Origin of the sequence: Nonomuraea sp. NPDC001831, assembly GCF_042892035.1 — a bacterium.
In the GTDB taxonomy this organism is placed as follows: domain Bacteria; phylum Actinomycetota; class Actinomycetes; order Streptosporangiales; family Streptosporangiaceae; genus Nonomuraea.
The window spans coordinates 64,254-88,971 of the sequence record NZ_JBIATU010000008.1 but is presented as its reverse complement, the minus strand read 5'-3'; the positions used below and the strand labels follow the sequence as shown (position 1 = coordinate 88,971).

The following is a 24,718-nucleotide window of genomic DNA, read 5'->3' as shown; positions in this document are numbered from 1 at the left end:
TGCCACAGCCACCGCCACGATCACCGCCTATCCGGCGGGCGGACCGGCCGCGATCGCCATCCGGTTCCAGACGTTGATGGCGGCGATCGTCCACAGCAGGTGGGCCAGCGCGGTCTCGTCGAAGTGCTCGCGGGCCGCGTCGAACACCTCCTCCGGCACCCCGGCCTCGGCGATCCTGGTCATCGACTCGGTGAGCGCCAGCGCCGCGCGTTCTGGCCCGGTGAACAGGGTGCTGTCGCGCCAGAGGGCGAGGGCGTGCAGGCGTCCGGCGTCCTCGCCCGCCTCCAGGGCGGCGCGGGTGTGCCTGCCGAGGCAGACCGCGCAGCCGTTGAGCTGCGAGGCCCGCAGCCGGACGAGCTCGGCGAGCGCGGGATCGAGCTCCCGGCTCGCGGCGGCGTCGAGGCGGGCCATCGCGGAGTGCACGCCCGGCGCGGCGCCGTACAGGTCGATGCGCATCACGCCACCTCCAGGGGACGGCGGCCCTGCACGGAGTAGGTCACGCACGAGGTGGCGCGGAAGTCCGGATGGGCCAGCAGCGCGCGCACGTCGGCGAGCTGCCGGTCGGTCAGGCCCTCCTCGGCGAACCGGTCGCGCAGGTGCCTGGTGTGGTGGGCGACCAGCCGCGCCCCCGGCGAGCGGGCGTCCCACAACTCCACCCGGGGCCGGGGGTCGACGCCGGTCAGCCCGGCCCGCAGCATCGCCGCAGCCGCGTGACGGCCCCAGGCCACGTCCACCCCGGCGCGCGTCATCACGCGGATCTTGGCCTGCATGAACGTCTCGTAGAGCTCGGCCGAGGCCGGGTCGGGCATCAGCAGCCCGGGGCCGTAGGTGATGTCGAACTCGTCGAGCTGCAGCACGCCGCCCGGCTTCAGCGCCCGGACGAGCCGGTCCAGCACGGCCAGCCGCTCCGGCAGGAGCAGCAGCACCAGCCGCGCGTGCACCACGTCGAACGCGGCCTCCGGCAGCGGGTCGCGGACGATGTCGTGCCTGACCACCTCCAGCCGGGGGGCCACGGGCGCGAAGGCGGGCTCGATGTCGGTGGCCAGCACGCTCCCGGCCGATCCGACGCGGCGGGCCAGCCACTCCGCCACGCTGCCGCCGCCCGCGCCCACCTCCAGGCACCGCATGCCGGGCCCGACGCCCGCCTCGGCCAGGCGCTCGACGGTCATCGGGTCGTAGGCCAGCTCCAGGCAGCGGTGCTGCTCGGCGACGTGGTCGCGGCGCTCGCCGAACACGTAGGCGGTCCGGCTCATCGGCCGCTCCTCATCGGGCTGCGCGGGACGGGCACCGCCGACCGCGCGGCCAGCCGGGTGAGGGTGGCGGCGCAGACCTTGCCGGTCGGGCCGAGCGGCAGTTCGGGCAGCCAGAGGAACCGTTCGGGGAGTTTGCGCCGGTCCAGGCCGCGTTCCTCGCGCAGGTAGACGATCAGCTCGGCCGGGGACGGCGGTCTCGCGCCGGGCCGCGGCGACACGCAGGCGCACATGCGCTCCCCCAGGTCGTCGTCCGGCACCGGGACGCAGAAGGCGTCGGCGACGTCGGGATGGGTGCTGAGCTCGCGTTCGACCTCGGCCGGGGAGATGCTGAGGCCGCCGCGCATCACGACGCGCTTGATCCGGTCGAGGACCCACAACGTGCCGTCGGGGTCGAGGCGGCCCAGGTCGCCGGTGCGGACCCAGCCGCCGGGGGCGCGGTAGCGGTCGTCCAGGTCGGGGGCGGCGACGTAGCACAGGGGGGTCATCGGGCCGAGGGCCCAGATCTCGCCCGGCTCGCCCGGCGGCACCGGCTCGCCCTCGGCGTCCCGGATGGTGATCTCGGCGACGGCGGGGTCCGGGGTTCCGGCCAGGCCGGGGGCCCACCGGTCGGGGGTGCGGCCGGTGTGGCAGTTGACGCCGTCGGTGGAGCCGTACACGTTGACGAGCGGCACGCCGAACCGGCGGGCGCACGCCTGCCTGGCCTCGCCGTGCAGGGGCTGGGCGCTGCTGACGACGCGGCGCAGCGACGACAGGTCGGCCTCGGCCGCCGAGTCGGCCATGCGGCGCAACATCGTCGGGACGCCGTACAGGTGGGTGGGGCGGTGCCGCTCGACGGCGCGCAACGCGTCGGCGGCGTCGAAGCGGGCGCGCAGGATCAGCGTGCCGCCGTGCCGGGCCAGCAGGACGGACGTGCCGCAGGAGCCGTAGGAGGAGGCCAGCGAGACCAGCAGCAGGTTGCGCGTGGGCCCGTCCTCGCCCAGCACGGCCCGCAGGTAGGCGCCCCGGCCGCCGGCCATGGCGTTGTGGGAGTAGGCGACCATCTTCGGCTCGGACTCGGTGCCGGAGGAGAGCAGGATCCGGGCGGGCCACTCGGCGGCCGGGCACGCGGGCCGCCACCCGCGGACGTCGTGCTCGGCCACGTCGTCGAGCGATCGGGTGCCCGGCGTGGGCGGGCCGAACGTCCACGTCTGCGCCAGGTACGGCAGCCCGGCCCGCAGCCCCAGGGCCAGTTCCGGCACGGTGATCAGCGCGGCCGCCCGGGAGCGGTTCAGCAGGCCCGCGATGTCGCGCTGCCCCCGCGTGTGCGGGATGGGCAGGGCCACCGCGCCGATGGCGGCCACCGCCAGCTCGGCCACCACCGCGTCACGCCCGTTGGGCAGCAGGACGGCGATGATGTCGGCCGTTCCCCGCCCGGCGGCGGCCAGCGCGGCGGCGGCCCGGCGCACGCGGGCGTCCAGGCCGGCGAAGTCGAGCGAGCCGGTCTCGTCGGCGACCGCCTCACGCTCCGGCGTGCGGCGCACGTGCCGGCTGAACAGGCTGTACAGGTCCAGGCCGGGGCACAGGCCGCGGGCGGTCCATGCCGCGCGCACGTCCGCGGGCACGCGGTCGGCCAGGACGATCCCGTTGGCCGACGTCCAGGGCAGGGGGTCGGTACGCATTCAGAGGGCCTCCTCGTGGTGGGGGGCTGGCACGAACGTCCAGGGGGCACGGCTGTAGGCGGCTTGCGGGGTACGGTCGAGCACCTGGTCGAAGGCGGGGTCGTCGGCCATGGCGGCCAGGTCCGTCACGGCGGCGGCCGCCCGGCTCGCCGGCGGGGTGGCGGGCGGGATGGCGGACGGGGTGGCGCGCAGCAGGCGGGCCGCGTCGATGAGCGCCGTCCCCGCGCGTACGCCGGCGCCCGTGCGGGCGCGGGCCACCAGCGCCGCGACGACGGCTTCCGCGCTGATCAGCGCGCCCAGCACGTCGGTCAGCGTCATCAGGGACGGCGTGGGCTGCTCGCCGGGTCCGGCCAGCCGCGCCGCCACCCCGCTGTAGGCCTGCACCAGGTAGTCGGTGCCCATGGGCTGCGGCGGGGGCAGCGCCTCGGCCCACCCCCCGGCCTGCGCGTACACCAGGGACGGCCGGACGGGCGCGAGGTCGTCGTGGTCCAGCCCGTACGAGCAGGCCCGGCCGGGCGGCCAGTTGTGCAGGAACACGTGGGCGCAGGCGATCAGGCGCAGGGCGGCCCGGCGTCCGGCGGCGGACTTGAGGTCGGCTTCGAGGGCGCGTTTGCCCCGGTTGAGTGCGAGGAACCGGGCCGACGTCGGCCCCGCCATCGGCGGCACCCCGCGCAGCGGGTCCCCGCCGGGCGGCTCAAGGCGGACGACGTCCGCGCCGAGCAGGCCGAGCACGTGCCCGGCCAGCGGCCCCTGCACCCGGTTGGTGGACTCCACGACGAGCAGCCCGGCCAGCGGGCTCCGGGCGTCCCGGGCGAGCGGCGGCAGACCGACCGCCCCCCCGGCGGCGGCCTTGGTGGCGGCCTTGGTGGCAGCCCCGGTGGCAGCCCCGGTGGCAGCCCCGGCGGCGGCCCCGGTGGCAGCCCCGGCGGCGGCCCCGGTGGCAGCCCCGGTGGCGGTCTCGGTCAGTGCGCGCAGCCGCCACGGCGAGGCGGGCGGGGGCGCCAGCGGCGCGTCCGCGTCCCGTACCGGGAGCACGCTGACGCCGGCGTCCGCGGCGGCCGCCACGACGTCCCGGTAGCAGGCGGCGGCGGCCGTCCGGCCCAGCCCGGCCGGCAGCGCGCAGGTCGCCGTCGCGAACCGCTGCTGGAACGGCGGCCAGCCCGCCGCCACCGCCATCGGCTCGGCGCCGAGCAGGTCCCAGAACCGCCGCCAGCACTCCGCGTCGAACGTCTCGATCTCGAACCGCACGCCGTCCGCCGACCGGAACGGCGGCACCCGCCCCTCGCCCGGGGCCGGCACGCGTCCGGCGGAGAGGGGCGGGTCGAAGCGTTCACAGGTGGCGACGGCGATGTACTGGGTGAGCGCGAGCAGCGCCGCCTGCGCGACGGACGTGCGCGCCGCCAGCGTAGGCCCGCCCCGCAGCAGGGCGAGCAGGACCGCCGTGAGCGCCTGGGCGGTGAGCACCCCGGCGCACACCGACGCGTAGTCCAGGCGCAGCGCCCTCGGCCCGCCGGCGGCCCGCCCGTGCACGTGGGCGATCCCGCAGGCCGCCTGCACGTCGTGCTCGCCCGCCATCGGCACGCCGACCGGCCCCGACCAGCCGATCCCGCACTCCGGCAGCGCCTCCCCCGGCCTGCCGAACGGCGCGGAGGCGACCCCCAGCCACCCGGCGGGCGACCCGTCGGGCGGCGGCGCGCCGTCGAACCGGACCTCGCAGCCCAGCGCGCACAGCCGCTGGACGGCCACCCGCAACGCGACCGACTCGCCGCGCGCCCGCACGACCACGCCCGCCAGCGGCCAGGCGACCGCCTCCCGCTCGGCGACGGACCGGCCGGCGGCCCGCGACCCCGGCGTCACGTCCACCGCCCGGTGCCGTACGTGTCGGGGGTCTCGCCCAGCAGCTCGCGCAGCGCCGTCCTGCGGACCTTGCCCGTGCCGGTGCGGGGGACCTGGTCCCAGGTGATCACCACGGGGTCGGCCAGTTCGGGCAGGTCGGCGACGGCCCGCCGCCACGCGTCGCGGTCGAGGCCGCCGTCCTCGGTGACCACGACCGGCACGGAAGGCCGCCCGGGGACGCCCAGGATCACGCACTCCAGCACTTCGGGCAGCCGGTCGTCGATCACGTCCTCCAGCTCCACGCAGCTCTCGCCGGGGATCGTGTCGGTCTCCCGGTCCACGAACCGCACCCGGCCGGTACGGCTGAGCGTCCCGACGTCCCCGGTGTGCCACCATCCGCCGAGTCGTTTGCCCAGCCACCGTTCCTGCTCGCCGACGTACCCGAGGCACAGGGCCTTGGTGCGGCAGACCATGAGCCCGCTCGCGCCGCGCGGCAGCGGACGCAACGTCTCGCGGTCCACCACCCGCAGCCGGGTCCGCGTGGGCACCGGGCGTCCGAGGTCGCGCGTGGTGGGGTGGCGGCCGTCGTCGCCCGCCATGGACCGGCGGGTGAGCAGGCGGAAGGTCAGCGGGCCGGTCTCGCTCTGTCCCCAGCCCTGCATCCACACCGGCCGCCGGTGCCGGGTGGCGTTCAGGAAGGCGCGCACGGTCGGCGGGTGCACGGCGTCGAACGTGCTGATGTACAGGCGTACCCGCGCGAACGGGCCGGCCTCCCCGAGCGTGCGCCGCTGCCACCGCACGTACGTGGCCGGCAGCGCCTCCAGCGTCGTGGGCCGGTGCCGGGCCAGGAACGGGCCGGCCTCCTCCCAGCCGGGCGCGGAGACGGCCAGCACCTTGGCGGGGCCGAGCCACAACACGCTCGCGGTCCAGGCCAGCGCCCGCCCGTGGGCGAAGGAGATGGCGCTCGCCACGACGTCGTCGGGACGGCTGCCCAGCACCGGCCACCGGTGGGCCTCGAACCCGGCCAGGCGGCGCAGCAGCGTACGGGTGGAGTGCACGACGAGTTTGGGCACCCCGGTCGTCCCCGAGGTGTGCATGACGGCCAGCGGGTCGTCCAGCGCGGGCCGGTGCGCCGGCGGCACGGCCCAGCCGCGGACGTCGTCCAGCGACAGCAGCCCCTTCGCCGGGCCGTCCAGGACCAGGGTGCGCGGCGCCTGGAACGCCACGCCGGGCCGGGCGGCGAGGGCGGAGTCGGTGACGAGCAGCGCGGGCTCCAGCCGTTTGAGCAGGATCTCCAGCACGTCGGGCGGCAGGTCGGCGGACAGTGTGGCGGGCACCGCCCCGATGCGCGCGGCGGCGCAGGACAGCAGCACGTAGTCCCAGTGGTTGCGCTTGACGACGGCGACCCGGTCACCCCGGCGCGCGCCGGCCGCGGCCAGCCAGCCGGCCGCCTCCCTGACCAGCTCGGCCAGGTCCGGCAGGTCGAGGTCGGTGCCGAGGTGGGGGGCGATGTCCAGGGGACGGCTCACGTGCACGCCGGTCCTGCGTCCGCGATCGGCGAGGTCGTCGAAAAGGGTGCCCAACTCGATGGGCCGGGTGAAGAAGGCCATCTGCTTTCTCTCCATGCGCGTACGTCATTGACAGGCGGGCGGCCACAACAGGCGGGTGGCTACGACAGGCGGGCGGCCACAACAGGCGGGTGGCTACGACAGGCGGGCGGCTACGACAGGCGGGCGAGCACCCGCGCGGCGGCCTGCTCCCCCGCCGCGACCGCGCCCTCGCTGCACGGCCGCAGGGCGACCCAGTCGCCCGCGTAGTCGACCGCCGCCCCGGGACGCCCCTCGAACGCCGCCCGCAGCGCCAGCGCCCGCGGCGTCGCCTCCGGCAGCCCGTGCGGGAAGCGGTGCACGTGGAAGCGGGCCACCCGGCCGGCCAGGCCGGGCACGAACCGCTCGGCGCGCCCGACGAGCTGGTCGGCGACCTTCTCGTCGCTCTCCCCCATGAGCGCGGCGGTGCCCTGCGGCGAGGTGATGAGCGAGATGAGCCCGGTACCGGCGGGGGCCCGGCCCGGGTGCTTGTGGTGGTCGACGGTGATCACGTTGAGCACGGGGTCCTCGGCCGCGGGCACGAGCGTGGCGAACCCGCGCCAGCCGGGCGCCGCCGGCCGGGACAGGACGAGACTGAGCCGGAGCATGGGCGCGTACGTGCACGCCTCCAGGTACGCCCGCTCCTCCGGCGGGGCGCCGGGGTGCAGCCGGGCCGCCACGGGCGCGGGCACGGCCAGGACCGCCGCCCGCGCGCTCACGCTCCCCCGCGGCGACTCCAGCCGCACCCCTCCCGGGCACGGGACCACCCCTGTCACTTCGTGCCCGGTGACCACGTCGAGCCCGGCGGCGAGCACCCTGGCCAGGGTGTCCATGCCGTCGCGGTAGGTGTGCCAGGTGCTGGTGCTGCCGGTGCTCGTCAGGTGCTCGGCGAACACCGCCGCGGACGAACGCCCGGCGTCCCAGCCGAAGAACCCCGCGACCAGCGGCTCGACGAGAAACGCGCGCAGGTCGGGATGGTACTTCCCGACCAGGTCGGCGACGGTGGTCTCCGGCCCTGGACGGCCGCGGGCCAGGCGGAGGCGCAGGCGTACCAGGTCGAGGCGGGCGCGCGGCGGCAGGCCCGCGCCGGTGAGCAGCCCGAGCGGGCGGCCGACGTGCGGATGGACGCGCCCGTCGCGCCACACGCCGACGGCGTCGGGCACCCTCGGCACGGCCGCCGCGTCGAGGCCGACCGCCCTGATCAGCCGCCAGGTGGCCGGGTAGCCGTCGGCGGACGGCAACATCTCGGCGCCGGTGTCGATCAGGCAGCCCCGCGCCCGCAGGGTGCGCATCCGCCCGCCCACCGCCTCGGCCGCCTCCAGGACGCGGACCGCGAGCCCGGCCCGGTCCAGCGCGTACGCCGCCGCCAGGCCCGCCGGCCCGGCGCCCACCACCGCGACGTCCACGTTCATGCCAGGACCAGGTTGGCCAGGATCAGCACGCCGACGGTGACGCGGTGGGTGCGGATCGCCACCCGCCGGGCCCGCAGCACGTCTCCCCGTACGAACCCGATCACGAGCTGGGTGACGCGGAGGGAGACCAGCGGGACGAGCACGCCCAGGAACCACCGGGGCGCGACCCCGGCGGCCACGGCCCACACCACGACCAGGCTCTCGGCCGCGCTCACCGCGGTGACGAAGGCGGCGTTGGCCCGCGGGGACGTCCGCGCCGCGACGGTGAAGCGCCCGGCCTCCCGGTCACCGCGGGCGTCGTTGGTGTTGGAGTACAGGCCGAAGATCATCGGGCCGAGCCCGAAGAGCACCGCCTGCACCGCCACGAACCCGCTCGCCTGCCCGGTCAGCAGCCCGTACGGCACCAGCACCCACCCCACGCCGAGCCCGACGAGGAACAGCTCCTGGAACCCCCGGTAGCTGAGCTTGAGCCCCCACGAGTACTGCACGGCCGCGACCACGCACGCCGCCGCCGTCACGACGACCCAGGCGGGCCGGTGGGGGGCGGCGGCCACGACGGCGGCCCACAGCACGGCGCTGATCGCGGTGGCCGTCCAGGCGAAGCGCAGCGCCTGCCGCTCGGTGAGCGTGCCGGCGACCAGCGGTTTGCGGGCCAGTCTGCGGCGGGCGGCGTCGGAGGAGTAGTTGGCCGCGTCGCTGCCGTCGCGGTGGCCGGTGATGTCGTCGAAGCCGACCATCGCGGCCACCACGGCCGCCTCGGCGATCAGCACGGACAGCAGCAGGCCGACCGCGTACGGCTGCCATCGCCCGGCCGGTGGCAGCAGCGACCACACCAGCGGCAGGCCTAGGTAGTAGTCGTAGATGTCGAGCTTGGCCAGCCGCGCGTAGGGGCCGAGGCCGCGGGTGACCACCTGGTCGGTCATGGGTTCTCCTGCGGGGAGCCGTGAGCGAACGCGCAGACCGCGTCGGCGATCCGTTCGACCTCGGCGTCGGCGAGCCGCGGGTGCAGCGGCAGCGACAGGTTGCGCCGGGCGGCCGACTCGGCCACCGGCCACGACGCGCCGGGCGGCGCGAAGCGGGCGAAGGCCGGCTGGGCGGGCAGCGTGCGCGGGTAGTAGACGTGGGTGGCGATGTCGTGGGCGGCCAGGTGGGCCGCCAGCTCGGCCCGGTGCTCGGTGAGCACGGTGTAGACGTAGTGGAACCGCCCGTCCCCTCCGACGGGCGGTGCCACGATCCCGCGTTCCGCCAGGGGTTCGAAACGCCGGGAGTAGTAGGAGGCGATCTCGGCCCGGCGCGACAGGCGGTCGTCCAGGCCGGCCAGCCGGTGGAGCTGGAAGGCCGCCATCACCTCGTCGAAGCGGCTGTTGTGGCCGACGCGGCGGTGGTGGAAGCGCCGGGCGCCGTCCTGGCCGTGGTTGCGCAGCATCCGTACGTGCGCCGCCAGGGCCGGGTCGTCGGTGATCACCACCCCGCCCTCCCCCGGCATGCCGAACGTCTTGACCTGCACGAACGAGTACACGCCCGCGTCACCCCACCGACCGGCGGGCCGCCCGCCCAGCGTGCCGCCCTGGGCCAGCGCGGAGTCCTCGACCAGCCGCAGGCCGTGCCGGTCGGCCAGCTCGCGGAAGCGCGGCATGTCGGCCATCACGGAGAACATGTGAGCCGGCATCACCGCCTTGGTCCGCCCGGTGACCAGCGACTCGGCGGCGGCGGGATCGGCGGCGAGCGTCACGGGGTCGACGTCGGCGAACACCGGCCGCGCCCCCGCGCCGACGACGGTGGCGGCCAGCGGGGCGCAGCCGAAGGCGGGCACCACGACCTCGTCGCCGGGGCCCACGTCCATGGCGGCCAGCACCAGGGTGAGCGCGGAAGTGCCGCTGGAGCAGGCCACGACGTCGGCCGCGCCGAGCCGGTGGCGCAGCTCGCGTTCGAACCGGGCGGTGTGCTCGCCCAGGATGAACTTCTGGGCCTCGCCGGTGCCGATGGCGTAGACCGTGCGCAGCAGCGTCGCCCGGTCGGCCTCGAACAGGTCGGCGGCGAAGAACGGCACCCGGCTCATCCGCGCCGCCCTCGGTAGAAGCCCTCGATCTCGTCGCACACCCGGTCGGCCGCGGCGTCGGACAGGTCGGGGTAGAGCGGCAGGGCGAGGGCCCGCTCGCAGGCCGCCTCCGCCTTCGGGAAGTCGCCCCGGACGTGGCCGAGGTGGGCGAAGCAGGGCTGGAGGTGCAGCGGGACCGGGTAGTAGACCTCGGTGCCGATGCCCGCCGCGGCCAGGTGCGCCGCCAGCGCGTCGCGCGACTCGACCTCGACGAGGTAGACGTAGCAGACCCGGTTGCCGCCCGGGTGCGGCGGCGCCGCGCCCGGCACGGCCAGCACGCCGGGCACGTCGCGCAGCCGCGCGTCGTAGCGGGTGGCCAGCTCGGACCTGCGGGCGATGTCGGCGTCGAGCCGGGCGAGCTTGGCCAGCAGGACGGCGGCCTGGAGGTCGTCCATCTTGCTGTTGCAGCCGGGCAGGATCGTGGGGTTGGCGATGCCGGGGAAATGGTCGAGGGTACGGCCGCCGCGGCCGTGGTGGCGCAGCGCCCGCGCGGTCTCGGCGATGCCGTCGTCGTCGGTGAGCAGCGCTCCGGCGTCGCCGATGGCCCCGAGCGTCTTGGACGGGAAGAACGACAACACGCCGCCCGCGCCGACGAGCCCGGCGTGCGTGCCGTCGAGGCGCATGCCGATGGCCTCGGCGCTGTCCTCCAGCACGGTCAGGCCGCGCCGCCGGGCCACCTCGCACACGCCCCGCAGGTCGGCCAGGCGGTCGAACAGGTGCGCCGGCATGACCATCGTGGTGCGCGGCCCGGCCACGGCGTCGACGGAGGCCGGGTCGATGCCGTAGCCGTGCTCCTCGATGTCGGCGAAGACCGGCACGCCGCCGGCCAGCACGACGGAGCTGGCGGTCGCGATGAAGCTGTAGGCGGGCACCACGACCTGGTCGCCCGGTCGCAGGCCGGCCGCGCGCAGCAGCAGCACCAGCGCGTCGGTGCCGGAGTTGACGCCGACGACGTGCGCGGCGCCGGTCCACAGGGCGAGCCGGCGTTCGAGCTCGGCGACCTTCGCGCCGTGGGAGAACTTGCCGCGGTCCAGCACGTCGACGCACCCGGCGCGGATCTCCTTCCACAGCCGGTCGAACGTGGCCGCCTGGGAGAAGAAGGGGATGGGAGCGGCGGCGCGGGGCGGCGATCCCCCGGGCGGAGAGAGTGTTTTCTCCAAGGTTCCCGTCCTGGTGCGATGGTGGCGGCGGGGCCGCCCGGGGATGCGGCCCGGACGGCCCCTTCTTCGGGCGGAGCCGCCCGGGGACAAGGCCCCCGGACGGCTCCCTCGGCGGAGCCGCCCCGGAGACAGCGGCTCTGGGCGACCCTTCGGCCTGCTCGGGCCTAGGTCACCTGCCGAGCAGAGGGATGTCGTTCTTGCCGAGGTGGTAGTCGCGGACGGCGGCGACCAGCTCGTCGACGGAGAGTCTGCCGGTGCCGTCGGTGTCCATCTGCCGGAAGGCCTCGGCGGCGACCTCGCCGTCGAGCCCGATGGCCGCGAACCACTTGGCCATCTCGGAGGAGTCGACCTCGCCGTCGTTGTCACGGTCGAGGACGTTGACGATGGCCTGGATGGTCGGGCCGACGACCTGGGCGAACCCGTCGTCGCCCCTGCTGATGATCTCGCGCTCGGCGGCCTGGAGGAACTGCGCCTGGTCGAGCCGCGACGCGCCCACCGCCCCCGCGAGGTGGTCGAACATCGCCAGGTACGCCTGCTTCAGCTGGTGCGCCTGCGGCGTCCCCTGCACGCCCAGGCCCTCGATGATGCCGTCGGCCTCGTTCTCGAAGTCGGAGCGCTCGATCGCGCCGGAGCCGTCGTTGTCCCAGAGCCGGAAGCGCTCTTCCAGCCGGCTGGTCGTCTTGGTGCCCGCAGCCATTGTCTGTCCTTTCGTGACACGCGCCCGCCCGCCGTCGTGGGGATCATCGGGGGGAGGGACGCGACCTCTAGTGGGCTCGAAAACGAGTGATTCCCACTACTGTGCGCAATCAACACATTACCCTGAGTGACTGAAGGTAAACCAGAGGTCACGGAAAGTAATCGAAAGCTTCTACAGCAGAGGCCAGCGGAGGACGCGGGCGCCGCCCTCTTCGGGGCCCTCCGGGAGGGCCTGGCTGAACACCAGCGGCTCGCCCGGCATGAGTCCCAGCTCCCGTCCGGTGACCGCGGGATCGCTGTGGATCAGCACGTTGTAGTGGTTGGGCAGGTGGCAGCCGTCGAAGCCGAGCAGCACCCCGACCCGGCGCCCGCCGATCCACACCTCGTCGCCCCGGTCCAGCACGCCGGCCGCGACGATCTCGGCGAAGCCCAGGAAGGCGACCCGGTCGATCCGGGCGCCCGCGTCGGTCTCGGTGTGGTCGGTGGCGACCAGCTCGTGCACCTCGCCGGCGCGCACGCACCGGCTGGCGTACGGTTCGAGCCGCATGCCGCGGTCCTGCCTGCGGTGCACCAGCACCTTGAGCAGGGTCCCGGTGACCGCGGTCTTGGGGCCGTCCTCGTCGGGGTTCACGCGGCACCCCGTCCGGCGCCGGCCTTCTCCAGGCGGTAGACGTCCTCGACGAAGCGCAGGGCGGGCAGGCCGCCCTCGCCGTCGGGGGTGCCGTAGCGCACCGAGCGTTCGAACGCGGCCAGCACGCCCTCGTACTCGTGCCACAGGGAGTTCTTGAAGCCGGAGTGGCCGGCCAGCATGTCGGCGTACAGGGAGCGGCCGTCGGCCAGGCGCACCTCCAGGTCCTTGCGCTCGCCCGGGTAGGACCAGTCGAGCAGGACCCGCGCGCGGGCCGTGCCGGCGCGCAGCTCGACGTCCGCCTGCCGGTCGGCTCCCGCCGCGTCCCGGTCGACGTGCGCGGAGACGACGTGCGCCGGGCCGAGCAGCAGGTCCACCAGGTCGTAGGCGTTGGGGCCGTTGTCGGCGACGCAGCCGCCGCCGCAGCGCCGTGCGTCCAGGTACCAGGAGTCGTCGCCGGCGTGCTCCTCGATGCGTTCCAGGTAGCGCACGGTCAGCTCCTCGACGCGGGCGCCCGCGCACGCCGCGCGCAGCCGTCCGACGGCGGAGTTGTAGCGCCGGTGGAAGGCGGTGAACAGCGGCACGCCCGAGCTCGCGGCCAGGTCCGCGAGCCGCCTGCCCTGCGCGGCGTCGAGGGCGAGCGGCTTCTCCACGCAGACCGGGACGCGCCGCTCCAGCGCGTCGGCGCAGACCCGGGCGTGCAGGTCGTTGGGGACGGTGACCACGACGGCGTCGGGCCGTTCCTCCTCCAGCAGCCGGACGTGGTCGCGGTAGCCGGGGACACGATGCCCCTCCAGGACGCGCGGATCGGTGTCGCACACCGCGGCCAGCCGCAGCCCGGGCGAGCTGTGCAGGGCCGCCAGGTAGAACCGCGAGATCACGCCGAGCCCGATGACCGCGACGCGCAGCCGGGCGCTCACCGCGCCACCACCGGGGCGGGGGCGTCGAGCCCTGTGGCGGCGGCGAGGGCGGCCAGCTCGTCGTACAGGTCCGGGCCGAGCGGGACGCCCGAGCGCCGGTGTTCCTCGGCCCGGCGATGCTCGTGCCAGCCGGGATAGCTCACCGGCGAGGCGGGGTCGGCGGGCGGGCAGCCGAGCAGCGCGCCGAACATCGTGGCCGCGTCGCCCTCCACGCCCTCGCGCAGCGCCCCCGGCGCGACGGCCAGGGCCAGGAAGCCGATGTCGTCGTCGCGCCCGCTCGGGCCGCCGTCGCCGTCGTGGGCGTCGGGGTGGGCGCCGAGACCCGCGCCGGACACCAGCGCGGCCAGCACCTCGACCGCCACCCCCAGCCCGAAGCCCTTGTACTGCCCCGCCTGGCCGCCCAGCCAGAGCAGGTGCGCCCGCCCCTCGTCGAACGCCGCCGCGTCGGTCACGGGAGCGCCGTCGTCGCCGGCCAGCACCCCTTCGGGCAGCTCGGCGCCGTGCCGCGCGGCCTGCCTGACCCGTCCGGTGGGCATGGCGGTGGTGCTCATGTCCAGCACGAACGGCGGATGCCCGCCGGCGGGGGCCGCGACGCTGATCGGGTTGGTGCCCAGCATCGCCACCGCGCCGCCGGGCGGCCTGGCGATGCGCTGGCGGCCGCAGTTGCCGGCGATGACGCCGACCATGCCGTACTCGACCGCGCGCAGCGCGTGGTGCCCGGCGCAGCCGAAATGGGTGCCCCCGCGCACGGAGACCATGCCGACGCCGTACGTCGAGGCCCGGCCCGCGGCGATCTCCATGGCCAGGCCGGCGGCCCACAGGCCCAGGGCGCGATCGGCGTCGAGCAGCACGGCCGCGCCCCGGTCGGCCAGCACGGACGGCTCGGCCAGCGGATCGGCCCGCCCCTCGTCGAACAGCGGCAGGTAGAGCCGGGTCAGGTTGGCCAGGCCGTGCGAGGTCATGCCGACGAGGTCGCCGTAACACAATGCGGCGGCGGCCTCGCGGGCGCGTTCCGGGGCCAGGCCGCGGGTGGTGAACACGGCGGCGACGAAGTCCAGCAGGTCGTCGTGGCGCACCCGTACGGCGGCCCGCGCCGGCCGGGCGGCTGCCGGGACTGCCGGGACCGGCGGGTACGGCTGCGCGGGCGGTGCGCCTGCCGGGACCGGCGGGTACGGTTGCGCGGGCGGTGCGTCCGTCGCGGGTGAGGCGGTGGGGTTCATGCTCCTCGTCCAATCCTGTCGTCGGTGAAGGCGATCATCAGCCGGGCCACGGCGGCGGCGAACCCGGCGAGTTCGGCGGCCCGCGCGAACTCCCCTTCGGCATGGGCGTTGTTGCCGGCCAGGTCGCCCGGCCCCAGGACGACCGTGCACGCGCCCCCGACGCCCGCCATCCAGATGGCGTCGCAGGTGAACGCCGGTTCTCCGGCGGGCCAGGGCGGGATCCCGGCCCGGTCGCGCAGGAGCGCGTGCCCCCAGGCGTCGCGGTCGTCGAGCACGGGCAGGCCGCGCTTGCGCCACTCCAGCCGGGTGACCGCCCTGGCGTCGCGGGCGGTTCTGGCGAACAGGGCGGTGCCGCCGAAGGCTGCCGCGAAGGCCGCGAGCCCGTCGTCCAGAGCGCGCGCGAGGTCCCGTTCCAGGCGGCGGCCGGTGGCGGGGGTGGCGTAGGGCAGGTTGAGCAGGAGGGAGCCGCGGCCGTACACCTGGTTGTGGCGGGTGCCGGTGTGCAGGCCCGCCACGCACACGGTGTCCGGGTCGAGCGCCCTGGCCAGGTGCTGGGCCAGGAAGCCGAGCAGGACCGTGGCGTTGTGCCCGGCGGCCGGGCGGTCGTCCACGGCGTGGTCGCCGTCCACCACGATCCGCGCGGTCGCGGCGGCCGTGCTGCGCGTCAGGAACCGTACGCCGGTGGGCTCGCAGAAGACGTTGAGCCGCCCGACGTAGCCGCGTTCGACGAGCGGACGGGTGCCGAGCACGCCCATGGCCCCGCCCTCCTCGCCCGCCACGGCCTGGATCAGCACCCCGACCTCGCGCCCGATGGCCGGCCGGCACGCGCGGGCCGCCCGCAGCCCGGCCAGCAGCGCGACGGCCGGGCCCTTGGCGTCGATCGCGCCGCGGCCGTGGAACCGCTCGCCGTCGAAGCCGGCCGGTCCGCCGCCGGCGACCGTGTCGAGATGCACGTTGAACATCACCGTGCGGGACGCCGGGAGGCCGGGGCCCAGCCGCAGCACCAGACTGGGCTGGGCGTCCAGGAAGCCGGGCAGGCCGAGGGCCTCGCGCACGGGCGCGGGGACGTCGGCGCGGTCCAGCTCGGCCGGGCGCACCGAGGTGTGCCGCACGGTGCGGAAGCCGAGCGGCGCGGCGGCCCGCGCGTACTGCTCCTGGGCCTCGCGCAGCCGCGGCGGCGGCCCGGCCGGTCCGGTCTCCAGCGGGCCGGCCGTGGGCAGCCGCAGCAGCCTCAGCAGCAGGTCGTGCTCCGCCGCGTCGAGGGGCACGGCGTCAATGTCCATCGACCTGCCCCACCAGCCGTTCCAGCGCCCGCCCGTACCGGACGAAGGCGGCCCGGTCGCCGGCGCCCGGGTCGTCGAGGTGGGGGCGCAGCCGCAGGTGCGGCTCGATGGACAGGGCGCCGGCGTAACCGTGGGCGGCCAGCAGGCGCAGGCACTCGGCGACGCCCGCCCGCCCCTCGCCGGGCAGCACGTAGACGACCTCGCCGCCGGGCCCGGTGACGGCGTCCTTGACGTGGACGTGCGCGACGTACGGGACGACCTCGCGCAGCATCGGGGCCGCCGGGTAGCCGTGGGCGACGCCGTTGCCGATGTCGAACAGCAGCCGCAGCGCCGGGCTGCCGATCCCGGTGACCAGGTCCAGCATGCGGTCGGCGCGGTCGCCCGCCCAGCCGGCGCAGTTCTCGTGGACCAGCAGCAGGCCGGCGTCCTCGGCCCGGCGGGCCAGCTCGCGCAGCCGGTGGCGGACCCTTCGCCCCCACTCGGGCTCGGGCAGGCCGCCCGAGGGGAAGGACATGATCCGCACCAGCCGCGTCCCCAGCAGCGGGCAGCGGCGGGCCAGCACGTCGAGCTCGGCGAGGTCGAGCGCGAAGTCGCCGGTCACCGGCCGCGACCAGTCGCCGATCTTCGAGGCGATCGCGACGACCTCGACCCGCGCCTCGCGCAACCGCCGCGCCGCGCGCCGGAACGCCCGCTCGCCGAGCGCGGCGACCGGCACGCCGTCGACCGTGCGCAGCTCCAGCCGGTTCCAGCCCAGCTCCCCCACGGCGGCGAGCTGGCCGTCGAGGTCGGGGGCGGCCTCGTCGCCGATGCCGGCCAGCTCAGGAGGTGGTGCCTGCACGCGGCGCCTCCTCACGCCCCGGCTCGTGCGCCGCGCACAGGTGTTTGGCCTCGGTGAGCAGCCGCACGGCGTCGACCTGGACGGGCAGCGCGCCGGGCGAGCGGCGGGCGCGGGCGTAGCGGCGGTAGGCGGCCAGCAGGAAGGCGGGCAGGGCGTCGTCGGTGAACACCGTGCGCCGTTCGCCCTCGGCCGTGGCCACCCTGAGCTGGGCGGTGTGGTCGGCGTCGCTGCACGGGTAGTGGCCGGTGAGCGTGCCGCGTTCGAAGTGCAGGGTGATGCGCCGCTCCCGGACGGGCGAGGTCAGGTCGGAGTCGATCTCCGTGCGCACGCCGGAGTAGTGGTCGAGCCGCAGCCTGGCCCGGCCGAGCCGGGGCAGCCGCAGGCGTTCGGTGACCATGTCCTCCCAGGACGCCGCCGAGATCCGGGCGCCGCCGGCCAGGCTGAGCACCACGGCGAGCGCGTGCGGCATCTCGATGTCGAAGGCCGTGGTGGCGTCGGGACGCGCCGCGCTGCGGGTGAACCTGGGCTTGTTCTGCACGACCCGGATCTGCCGCAGCGGGCCGAACTCCTCGGCGCGCATCGCCGCCCGCAGCCGGCCGGTGAGCGTGCTGTCGAGCCAGTGGGTGGCGACCGTGAGGTCGAGGCCCCAGCGCCGGCGCACCCGGGCCACGGCGGCCAGCCCGACCAGGTCGAGCGCGAGCGGCTTCTCCACGATGAACTTGCGGTAGCCGAGCGGCGCCAGCCGGGCCAGCATCCCGGCCCTGACGTGCGGCGGGGTGCACAGGTGCACGACGGTCCGGTCGGGCGGAGCCAGCGCGGCGGCCTCCTCGGGCGACCCGGCCGTCACCGCTCCCCGCACGCCGCCGGGCGGCAGGAGGGGATCGAGGACGACGACCGGGTCGGGCGCCAGCAGCCCGGGGGCCGCCTCGCGCACCTTGGCCAGGGACGGCAGATGCAGCCCTGCGCCGGATCTGCCCATCCCGACGATGAATGCGTGCAACATGCTGGCGAGCGCCTCTACTCCGTCGCGTGCTCGGCTTTCCGGCCCGTACTTTTCCCGCCGGAAGGACGACCTCATTTGGCGCTGCCATTGTCGAATAACTTACCGTGACATGTCAATTACTTTAAGTTACGAGACGGCCCCTGACCAGGAGGGCGGCTACCGGGCCACGAGCTCGCGGAGCGCGCGGGCGATCTCGGCGGGAGACTCCTCGGCCATGAAATGTCCGCTCGTGACCGTGTTGTGCCGCAGGTCGGGCGCCCAGGCCCGCCACACCGCCGCGGCGTCGTACCCGAGGGCGGCGCCCCAGTCCTGCTGGAGCACGGTCACCGGCATGCCCAGCCGGTTGCCCGCGGCCAGGTCGGCGCGGTCGTGCTCGACGTCGATCCCGGCCGAGGCGCGGTAGTCCGCCACGATCGACGGCACGGCGGCCCGGCAGGCGTCCAGGTACGCGGCCCGGACGTCGGCCGGGATCGCCGCCGGGTCGTTGGTCCACAGGTCGAGGAAGTGGCCGAAGAAGGCGTCCGGGCTCGCGCCGATCAGCTGCTCGGGCAGGCCGGGCGGCTGGGCCATGAGGTAGAGGTGGAAGCCGACGGCGGCGGTGACGCCGCGCATGACGTCCCACATGTCGAGGGTCGGCAGCACGTCGAGGCAGGCCAGGTGGGTGATCGCCGCCGGGTGGTCGAGACCGGCGCGGAAGGCGACCAGCGCGCCGCGGTCATGCCCGGCCAGGGCGAAGCGCTCGTGGCCGAGAGCCGCGGCCAGGGCCACCACGTCGGCGGCCATGGTCCGCTTGGAGTAGACGTCCGGGCCGGTCTCGGCCGGTTTGTCGCTGGCGCCGTAACCGCGCAGGTCGGGGCAGATGACGGTGTGGTCCGCGGCCAGGTCGGCGGCGACGTGCCGCCACATCAGGTGGGTCTGCGGGAAGCCGTGCAGCAGCACAATGGGGCTGCCCGAGCCGCCGACGGCGGCGTGCAGCGTGACGCCGTCGGCGACGGTCACGCGGCGGTGGTCGAATCCGGGGATGGTCATGAGGTGCCCTCCTTCGATGGGTGACCGGTTCGGTTCCCAGCGTGCCGGGGGCGGATGAGCATCCGGTGAGCAGGAAGGATGGGGAGTGTGTTCGGGGTGCTGGGGCCGGTGGTGGCCTGGGACGACGAGGGCGAGCCGATCCCGCTGAAGGGGCCGCGGCACCGCGCCGTGCTGGCCCGTCTGATCGTCGCCCGGCGCCGGGTCGTCCCGGTGACGCGGCTGGTGGCTGACCTGTGGGACGATCCGCCGCCGGACGCGGTGGGCGCGGTGCGCACGTTCGTGGCCGCCCTGCGCCGGGCGCTGGAGCCCGCGCGCCCGCCGCGCGCCCCCGCCCGGCTGCTGGTCACCGAGGGCCCCGGGTACGCCCTGCGCGCCGCGCCCGACGCCGTCGACGCCTGGCGCTTCGAGCAGGCCGTGACCGCCGGCCCGCCGGAACCGGCCCGGCTGACGGAGGCGCTCGGCTGGTGGCGCGGCCCGGCCTACGCCGAGTTCGCCGACGAGCATTGGGCCCGCGCCGAACGTGCCCGCCTGACCGAGCTGCGGCTGCACGCCGTCGAACGCCGGGCCGAGGCGCAACTGGCACTCGGCCGGGCCGCCGAAGCCGTCCCCGACCTGGACTCGCACGTCGCCGAGCACCCCTGGCGGGAGGACGCCTGGCGGCTGCTCGCCCTCGCCCTCTACCGCACCGGACGCCAGGGCGACGCCCTGGCGGTGCTGCGCCGGGCGCGGACGCTGCTGGCCGAGCATCTCGGCGTGGACCCCGGGCCCCGGCTGCGCCGCCTGGAGTCGGACATCCTGCACCAGGACCGCGGCCTCGCCGCGCCCGCCGACGCCACGGCCCAGGTGTGGGCGCAGGCGGCCGAGGCGTACGACCGCACGGTGGGGGCCGGGGCCCGGGCGCGGCTGGAGTCGACGGTCGGCCTGCTGCGCAACCTCGCGGTGACCGGCGGCGGCGGCCTGGAGGCGGCGCGCGGCCACCGTACGGCGGCCATCGCGGCGGCCGAGGAGCTGGGCGACCCGGAGCTGACGGCCCGGGTGATCGGCGCCTACGACGTCCCGGCGATCTGGACCCGGTCGGACGATCCCGAGCAGGCGGCCCAGGTCGTCGCCGCGGCGGAACGGGCCCTGGCCGGCCTGCCGCCCGCCGCGCCCGAGGCGGCGCGGGCGCGGCTGCTGGCCACGATCGCCGTCGAGTCGCGCGGCACCCGGTCGGCCCGCGGCCCGGTGGCCGCCGCCGAGGCCGAGCGCATCGCCCGTCATCTCGACGACCCGGCGCTGCTGGCGTTCGCCCTCAACGGGGTGTTCATGCAGGCGTTCGAGCGGGCGGGGCTGGCCTCCTACCGGGCCCGGATCGGGGCCGAGCTGGTGGCGTTGTCGTCGCGGCACGGGCTGGTGACGTACGAGGTGCTCGGGCATCTCGTGCGCGTCCAGGCGCTGGGGGCGCTCGGCGACTTCGAGGGCGCCGACCGGCACGCGGCCGCCGCCGACCGGCTGGCGGAACGGAACGAGCTGCCGCTGGTCAGCGTGTTCACCGACTGGTACCGGGTGGTGCGGAAGGCGGCCGGCGGGCAGGTGCCGGCGGCCGAGGAGGAGGCGGCCTACCGGGCGGCCGCGGCCCGGCTGGACGACGTCGGCATGCCGGGGCTGGCGCGGGGGCTGCTGCCGCTCGCCCTGCTGTCCGTACGGGTGCGGCACGGCCTGCCGGTCCTGGGCGAGGCCGATCGGGGCGACGTGGAGTGGGGGCCGTACGAGCCGTGGGTGCGGCCGCTCGTCCTGCTGGCGGAGGGGCGGGACGCGGAGGCCGCCGAGGCGGTCGGCCGGATCCCGGAGCCACCCCCCGACCTGCTGCTGGAGGCCATGTGGTGCCTGGCCGCGAGGGCCGCCGTCGCGGTCGGCGACCGGCGGGCGGCGGCCCGCGCCCGCCAGGCGCTCGCACCCGCCGCGGCGGAGCTGGCCGGGGCGGGCAGCGGGCTGATCACGCTGGGCCCGGTCGCCGCCTTCCTCGCCGAGCTCGGGGACTAGCCACGCCTCGGGGCCGCCGGACTGTCGGTGGCGGGCTGTTCAATGGCGGGCATGACCACGCACGCGGACAGGCGCGGAATGTTCTGGGACATGGTCGCGGGAAAGGCTCCGCCACCGCCGGCGGCGGCGCTGCTCGGCTGGGAGCTGGTCGAGGTCGATCCGGAGACGGGCACGATCGAGGTGGCGTTCCGGGCGGGCGAGCAGTTCGCCAACCCGGTCGGCGTGGTCCAGGGCGGCTTCCTGGCCGCGATGCTCGACGACACGCTGGGGCCCGCGCTGGTGGCGACGCTGCCGGAGGGTCAGTTCGCGCCGACCCTCGACCTCCATGTGCAGTTCCTGCGTCCGGCGCGGCCCGGGCGGCTCGTCGGGCGGGGGCGCGTGGTCAGGCGCGGCAAGGACGTCTGCTTCCTCGCCGGCGAACTCCTCGGCCCCGGGGGCGACGTCGTGGCCACGGCGACCGCGACCGTCGTGATCCGGACGATGCGCCGGCCCTGATCGCGGCGCGTGGCCGGGGCCCCTGCGTGAGGCGGCCCCGGCGGTGTGCGGCGTGGTTACGGCAGGGCGTCGATGACGGCGTCGCGCCAGTCGTAGTTCATCCAGTCGTAGTTGGCCCACATGCCGCCGGTGACGGCGGCGAGCTCGTTGTCGTCGAGCTCGCGGGCGCCGGTCTCGAAGCCGTTCATCTGGGAACGTCCCCCTCTGTCGTGGTGAATGTCGCGCACTCACGGTCGCAGGAGGCACTTGGGGACGTCTTGGCGATCACTAGGCGCGGGCGGCGTGCCCGCTTGCGCGTCACTGAACGAGCGGCCAGGCGGCGGCCACCGCCACTGCGGGCGGGGCAGGTGGGTGGGTCAGGGGATGTGCCACTCCAGTTCGCCGGCGACCGCCTCGGGCTTCCAGTAGCCGACGGTTCCGCCGGTCTCCAGGGCGTCGGCGGTCGCCTTCAGCAGGGCGTGGTAGGAGCGGATGCGGATCCCGCCGGGGGTGAAGCTCATGTCGCCCTCGTGGTCGGTCTCGCCGACGTCACGGCGTACGGAGTCGATCACCAGGCTGTTGCCCATGCCGTCGAAGCCGACGGGGATCATGCGTCCGTCCCACCATTCGGTGCGGGGGTCGTCCGAGTCGTCGGTGGCGTCGATCTTGCACAGGCCGCGCCATGCGTCCCGGATCTGGCGGACGGTCCCGTTCACGTTGCCCAGGAACCCGAAGGGCCAGGTCGCCTCGGTGACGGCGGCCCCGTCGTGGCGCAGCAGCGAGGCCCGCAGGTCGTCGGGGAAGGACAGGCCCGTCTGGGCCTCGGCGACCGCGATGGTCCTGGCCCTTCCCGGCCTGCCGAGCGTGCGGTGGCTCTTGGGGGCGTTGGCCTTGAGCCAGGTCTCGATCCGCCGCCACTGCCGGTTCACCGCGCGGGTGACCTTGGGGTTGATCGCGCGTACGTGCGGCTCGGCCGTCCGTGGACGGCAGTCGGCGTCCACGGCCTCCTGGGCGAGAGGCGGATCCTGGGACTCGGCGGGCTGCTGCTCGCCTGTGACCGCCTCCGCGGCCGGTCCCCCTTCGATGTCCGTGTCCACCACGCAGCGGACGCCGGCGTTCGCGTAGGCCGGGGCGCAGCTGCCGAAGTGTTCCTCGGTCGAGTGGTCGCCCTTGGAGAACACCGCCGACTCCAGGACCTGCGCGCCCCCGGCCAGCAGGACGACCGCCAGTGCCACCATGGCCCAGCGGTTCAGGCGTCGCCGGGTGGGGCCGTCGAGCGGCTGGGCCTGGGCGAAGAAGGCGGCGACGGCCGGTCTGTCGAAGAAGCCGGCCGGTCTGGTGGCGTAGCGCTCGATGTCCGCCTTCGTCGGCGTGCCGAGGATGGGGACGGGCGGCCACGGCGGCGGGGCGTCCCGCTCGGGAGGCGGTCCGTCCGGAGCAGGACGCTCGTCGGGCAGGGCGGGGTACGGCGTTCGCGAGCGGCGGAGGAACACGGCCGCCGCCACCGCCACGGCCGCCGCCGCGAGCGCCCACCACAAACCCCGAGAGGTGATCATCCGCCGCACGTGCGGCACAGTACCCGAAGGCACCGACATGCCCGGAGAAATCACTCCAAATGGCCCGGCGCGGAGGGCGCCGGACGCGTCAGAGCCAGTGCCAGGTGATCCGGGCCTCCCGGGCGGCGTCGGCGACCCATTCGTCGAAGGCGGCCTCGCCGGCGGCCTTCAGCGTGGCCTCGTCCGCCACGGCCTCCTGCCGTTCGACGACCTGGCCGGTCAGGAAGCCCCCCTCGTAGGGGACCGGGCCGGCGGCGCCGCCGGCCGGCACCTCCCGCAGCGGTACGGGCAGCTCGCCCGCCCACGTCCGGGCCCTGGTCAGCCGCAGGTCCCAGCGGCCGGCGAGCGGCCCGTCGAGCTCGGCGGGCTCGACCGGGTCGTCCGCCAGCACCCAGGCCGCCCGTACCCGGGCGAACCGGTCACGATGGCGGTCGAGGTACGCCGGAGCCAGCTCGGCCCGCTTCCGGGCGCGGAACCGCTGGTCCTTGGCGGTCATCGTCATGTGGTCGTGGAACGCCTCGGCGCTCATGCCCATCCGGTCCAGCCATTCCGCCATCGTGTCGTGGCCGAGCAGGCCGCGCCGCCTGCGGAACCCGTCCGCGGCGGCCTGGACGTCGGCCAGGCCGACCTCCTCCTGCTGGGCGGCGTTGCGCAGCACGCAGAACCGGACCAGCTCCTCCTGCGGCGACATCCCGGGACGCGCCAGCGAACGCAGCATGAGCATCGCCTCGGACACCGACACGTGCGTCCCGTCCACGGTCAGCACGTAGCCGGCGGCCCAGTGGGTCGAGTGGTCGACCAGCCAGGACGTGCCGTCCTCGGCCTGCACGCCGAGCATGATGGTGCCGCCCGACGGGTGGTCGAGCAGCAGGTCGTAGTCGACGACCGGCGAGCCGGGACGCGGGCTCGTCACGAGCTGCGCGCCGAGCCGCGGGTGCGCCTGGGCCCAGGCGGCGGCGGTGCGGCGGGCCTCCTCCACGGCCGAACGCCGGCGGGTCAGCCCCCGCAGCAGGTTCACGCCGCTTTCGAGGGCCGGCCCGAGGGAGAGCTGAGTCATTGCGCGTCCGTTTCTCCGGTGGTGAGCCAGTCGGCGACGGCGTCGCTGATGGGCAGGCCGGTCAGGTCTTCGATCCAGGCCCACTGGCCGTTGGGGTTGATCTCCAGGAAGACGTACTCCCCGTCGGGGGTGAGGATGAGGTCGATCGCCCCGAAGGACAGGCCGAGCGCGGCGACCAGGTCGACGCAGCGGCGGGCGACGTCGTCGGGCAGGCGGTGCACGCTGTGGCGGGCGCGGGCGAAGTCGTAGTGACGCCAGTCGTCGCGGGTGCGCGGCGAGTCCTGGGAGGCGATCTCGGCGGTGAACACCTGCCGTCCGACCACGGTGACCCGCAGCTCCACCGCCTTGGGCACGTACGGCTGCAGGATGACCGGCTCGTGGACGATCCGCCCCCGGCCGCCGAGCGACCGCCGGGTGACCACGGTCGTGTAGACCGCGTGCGCGCCGCCGTCGATCTCGAACAGGGTGTGCTCCATCGCCTTGGCGATCAGCCGCCCGTCCGCGTGTTCGTAGGCGGGCACCAGCTCGGACGGGTCGTTGGTGATCACCGTCCGCGGCACGGCGAAGCCCAGCCGCCGGGCCAGGGCCAGGTGGACCAGTTTGTTGTGCGCCCTGCGCAGCACCGGTTGGCGGGCCGGCAGCCAGCGCGCGTCCAGCAGGTCCCAGAAGCCGTCGGTGAACCACTCCGACAACTCGCCCACCCGCGCCCGGAGGTCATCGGCGGTGACGTCGTCCGCGGCGCGCGGGCGTCCGGGGCGCCGGGTCCAGACGGCCGTCGTGCCGGAGAGGTCGAAGACCTGCCCGTCCCTGGTCAGGACCAGTTCCTCACCGTCGGCGCCGAAGCGCGCGGTCAGCCGGGCGGCGGACGGGTACTCGCCCGGATCCCACCACAGGACGTCCGCGCCCCGGGCCTTCAGCTTGGGCAGGACCAGGTCGACGGTCGCGTCGCCGGGCTCGCTCAGAATCAGTAGCACGTGTCCCCCCAGCCG

Annotated in this window: 23 protein-coding genes; 2 read left to right on the top strand and 21 right to left on the bottom strand. The window is 75.8% G+C overall.

The annotated features are described in order from the left end of the window. Window positions 1–27: 27 nt before the first annotated feature. From ACFYYW_RS25705 to ACFYYW_RS25625, 17 genes are all read right to left on the bottom strand, one after another. On the bottom strand, window positions 28–456 hold the full coding sequence (locus tag ACFYYW_RS25705; protein WP_387652202.1) for a carboxymuconolactone decarboxylase family protein: 429 nt from the start codon (window positions 454–456) through the stop codon (window positions 28–30). After that, window positions 456–1,253, bottom strand: a complete 798-nt coding sequence (locus tag ACFYYW_RS25700) for a class I SAM-dependent methyltransferase (protein ID WP_387652200.1) — start codon at window positions 1,251–1,253, stop codon at window positions 456–458. The genes ACFYYW_RS25705 and ACFYYW_RS25700 overlap by 1 nt, the downstream gene beginning before the upstream one ends. Continuing rightward, entirely contained in the window at window positions 1,250–2,911 is a 1,662-nt protein-coding gene (locus ACFYYW_RS25695; protein WP_387652198.1) for a class I adenylate-forming enzyme family protein, read from the bottom strand. The genes ACFYYW_RS25700 and ACFYYW_RS25695 overlap by 4 nt, the downstream gene beginning before the upstream one ends. Further along, window positions 2,912–4,774, bottom strand: a complete 1,863-nt coding sequence (locus ACFYYW_RS25690) for a CoA transferase (protein WP_387652196.1) — start codon at window positions 4,772–4,774, stop codon at window positions 2,912–2,914. Further along, window positions 4,765–6,372: a class I adenylate-forming enzyme family protein gene (locus ACFYYW_RS25685; RefSeq protein ID WP_387652194.1), complete on the bottom strand. Its 1,608-nt coding sequence runs from the start codon at window positions 6,370–6,372 to the stop codon at window positions 4,765–4,767. The genes ACFYYW_RS25690 and ACFYYW_RS25685 overlap by 10 nt, the downstream gene beginning before the upstream one ends. Before the next feature lie 95 nt (window positions 6,373–6,467). Continuing rightward, the gene (locus ACFYYW_RS25680) at window positions 6,468–7,745 is read right to left on the bottom strand and encodes a protoporphyrinogen/coproporphyrinogen oxidase (protein ID WP_387652192.1); all 1,278 of its coding nucleotides are present in this window, start codon (window positions 7,743–7,745) and stop codon (window positions 6,468–6,470) included. Beyond that, window positions 7,742–8,668, bottom strand: coding sequence for a UbiA family prenyltransferase (locus ACFYYW_RS25675; RefSeq protein ID WP_352322158.1), 927 nt, complete (start codon window positions 8,666–8,668; stop codon window positions 7,742–7,744). The genes ACFYYW_RS25680 and ACFYYW_RS25675 overlap by 4 nt, the downstream gene beginning before the upstream one ends. Then, window positions 8,665–9,804: a DegT/DnrJ/EryC1/StrS family aminotransferase gene (locus ACFYYW_RS25670; protein ID WP_387652190.1), complete on the bottom strand. Its 1,140-nt coding sequence runs from the start codon at window positions 9,802–9,804 to the stop codon at window positions 8,665–8,667. Before ACFYYW_RS25670 ends, ACFYYW_RS25675 begins: the two co-directional genes overlap by 4 nt. Further along, window positions 9,801–11,003, bottom strand: coding sequence for a DegT/DnrJ/EryC1/StrS family aminotransferase (locus ACFYYW_RS25665; protein WP_387652188.1), 1,203 nt, complete (start codon window positions 11,001–11,003; stop codon window positions 9,801–9,803). The genes ACFYYW_RS25670 and ACFYYW_RS25665 overlap by 4 nt, the downstream gene beginning before the upstream one ends. 169 nt (window positions 11,004–11,172) lie before the next feature. After that, window positions 11,173–11,700, bottom strand: a complete 528-nt coding sequence (locus ACFYYW_RS25660) for an EF-hand domain-containing protein (protein WP_364419783.1) — start codon at window positions 11,698–11,700, stop codon at window positions 11,173–11,175. 171 nt (window positions 11,701–11,871) lie between these two features. Next, entirely contained in the window at window positions 11,872–12,330 is a 459-nt protein-coding gene (locus tag ACFYYW_RS25655) for a DUF6917 domain-containing protein (protein ID WP_352322150.1), read from the bottom strand. Continuing rightward, entirely contained in the window at window positions 12,327–13,247 is a 921-nt protein-coding gene (locus ACFYYW_RS25650; RefSeq protein WP_387652185.1) for a Gfo/Idh/MocA family protein, read from the bottom strand. Before ACFYYW_RS25650 ends, ACFYYW_RS25655 begins: the two co-directional genes overlap by 4 nt. Next, entirely contained in the window at window positions 13,244–14,467 is a 1,224-nt protein-coding gene (locus ACFYYW_RS25645; protein ID WP_387652183.1) for an Ldh family oxidoreductase, read from the bottom strand. The genes ACFYYW_RS25650 and ACFYYW_RS25645 overlap by 4 nt, the downstream gene beginning before the upstream one ends. Beyond that, window positions 14,464–15,750 (bottom strand): M20/M25/M40 family metallo-hydrolase, encoded by a 1,287-nt coding sequence (locus ACFYYW_RS25640; RefSeq protein ID WP_387652181.1) that lies wholly within the window; start codon window positions 15,748–15,750, stop codon window positions 14,464–14,466. The genes ACFYYW_RS25645 and ACFYYW_RS25640 overlap by 4 nt, the downstream gene beginning before the upstream one ends. Next, complete coding sequence (locus ACFYYW_RS25635; protein WP_387652179.1) at window positions 15,740–16,588, bottom strand: sugar phosphate isomerase/epimerase family protein; 849 nt, start codon at window positions 16,586–16,588, stop codon at window positions 15,740–15,742. The genes ACFYYW_RS25640 and ACFYYW_RS25635 overlap by 11 nt, the downstream gene beginning before the upstream one ends. Then, window positions 16,569–17,591, bottom strand: a complete 1,023-nt coding sequence (locus ACFYYW_RS25630; protein WP_387652177.1) for an oxidoreductase — start codon at window positions 17,589–17,591, stop codon at window positions 16,569–16,571. The genes ACFYYW_RS25635 and ACFYYW_RS25630 overlap by 20 nt, the downstream gene beginning before the upstream one ends. A gap of 156 nt (window positions 17,592–17,747) precedes the next feature. Beyond that, the gene (locus tag ACFYYW_RS25625) at window positions 17,748–18,620 is read right to left on the bottom strand and encodes an alpha/beta fold hydrolase (RefSeq protein ID WP_387652175.1); all 873 of its coding nucleotides are present in this window, start codon (window positions 18,618–18,620) and stop codon (window positions 17,748–17,750) included. Window positions 18,621–18,698: 78 nt separating this feature from the next. Here ACFYYW_RS25625 and ACFYYW_RS25620 point away from each other — a divergent pair, with 78 nt between their 5' ends. Both ACFYYW_RS25620 and ACFYYW_RS25615 read left to right on the top strand, forming a co-directional pair. After that, window positions 18,699–20,642 carry a BTAD domain-containing putative transcriptional regulator gene (locus tag ACFYYW_RS25620; RefSeq protein WP_387652173.1) on the top strand — a complete coding sequence of 648 codons (1,944 nt, stop codon included), beginning with the start codon at window positions 18,699–18,701 and terminating at the stop codon, window positions 20,640–20,642. A gap of 51 nt (window positions 20,643–20,693) precedes the next feature. Then, a complete protein-coding gene (locus ACFYYW_RS25615; protein WP_387652171.1) occupies window positions 20,694–21,137 on the top strand; it encodes a PaaI family thioesterase in 444 nt (147 codons plus the stop codon). Between the two features lie 56 nt (window positions 21,138–21,193). Here the strand turns inward: ACFYYW_RS25615 and ACFYYW_RS25610 are convergent, their stop codons facing one another. The 4 genes from ACFYYW_RS25610 to ACFYYW_RS25595 all read right to left on the bottom strand — a co-directional run bounded on the left by ACFYYW_RS25610 (window position 21,194) and on the right by ACFYYW_RS25595 (window position 24,703). After that, window positions 21,194–21,325: a bacteriocin gene (locus ACFYYW_RS25610; RefSeq protein ID WP_352322135.1), complete on the bottom strand. Its 132-nt coding sequence runs from the start codon at window positions 21,323–21,325 to the stop codon at window positions 21,194–21,196. Between the two features lie 168 nt (window positions 21,326–21,493). Next, window positions 21,494–22,672 (bottom strand): SMI1/KNR4 family protein, encoded by a 1,179-nt coding sequence (locus ACFYYW_RS25605; RefSeq protein WP_387652168.1) that lies wholly within the window; start codon window positions 22,670–22,672, stop codon window positions 21,494–21,496. Between the two features lie 88 nt (window positions 22,673–22,760). Beyond that, the gene (locus ACFYYW_RS25600) at window positions 22,761–23,729 is read right to left on the bottom strand and encodes a TIGR04500 family putative peptide maturation system protein (protein ID WP_387652166.1); all 969 of its coding nucleotides are present in this window, start codon (window positions 23,727–23,729) and stop codon (window positions 22,761–22,763) included. Beyond that, window positions 23,726–24,703 carry an MvdC/MvdD family ATP grasp protein gene (locus ACFYYW_RS25595; RefSeq protein WP_387652164.1) on the bottom strand — a complete coding sequence of 326 codons (978 nt, stop codon included), beginning with the start codon at window positions 24,701–24,703 and terminating at the stop codon, window positions 23,726–23,728. Before ACFYYW_RS25595 ends, ACFYYW_RS25600 begins: the two co-directional genes overlap by 4 nt. Between the last annotated feature and the right edge of the window lie 15 nt (window positions 24,704–24,718).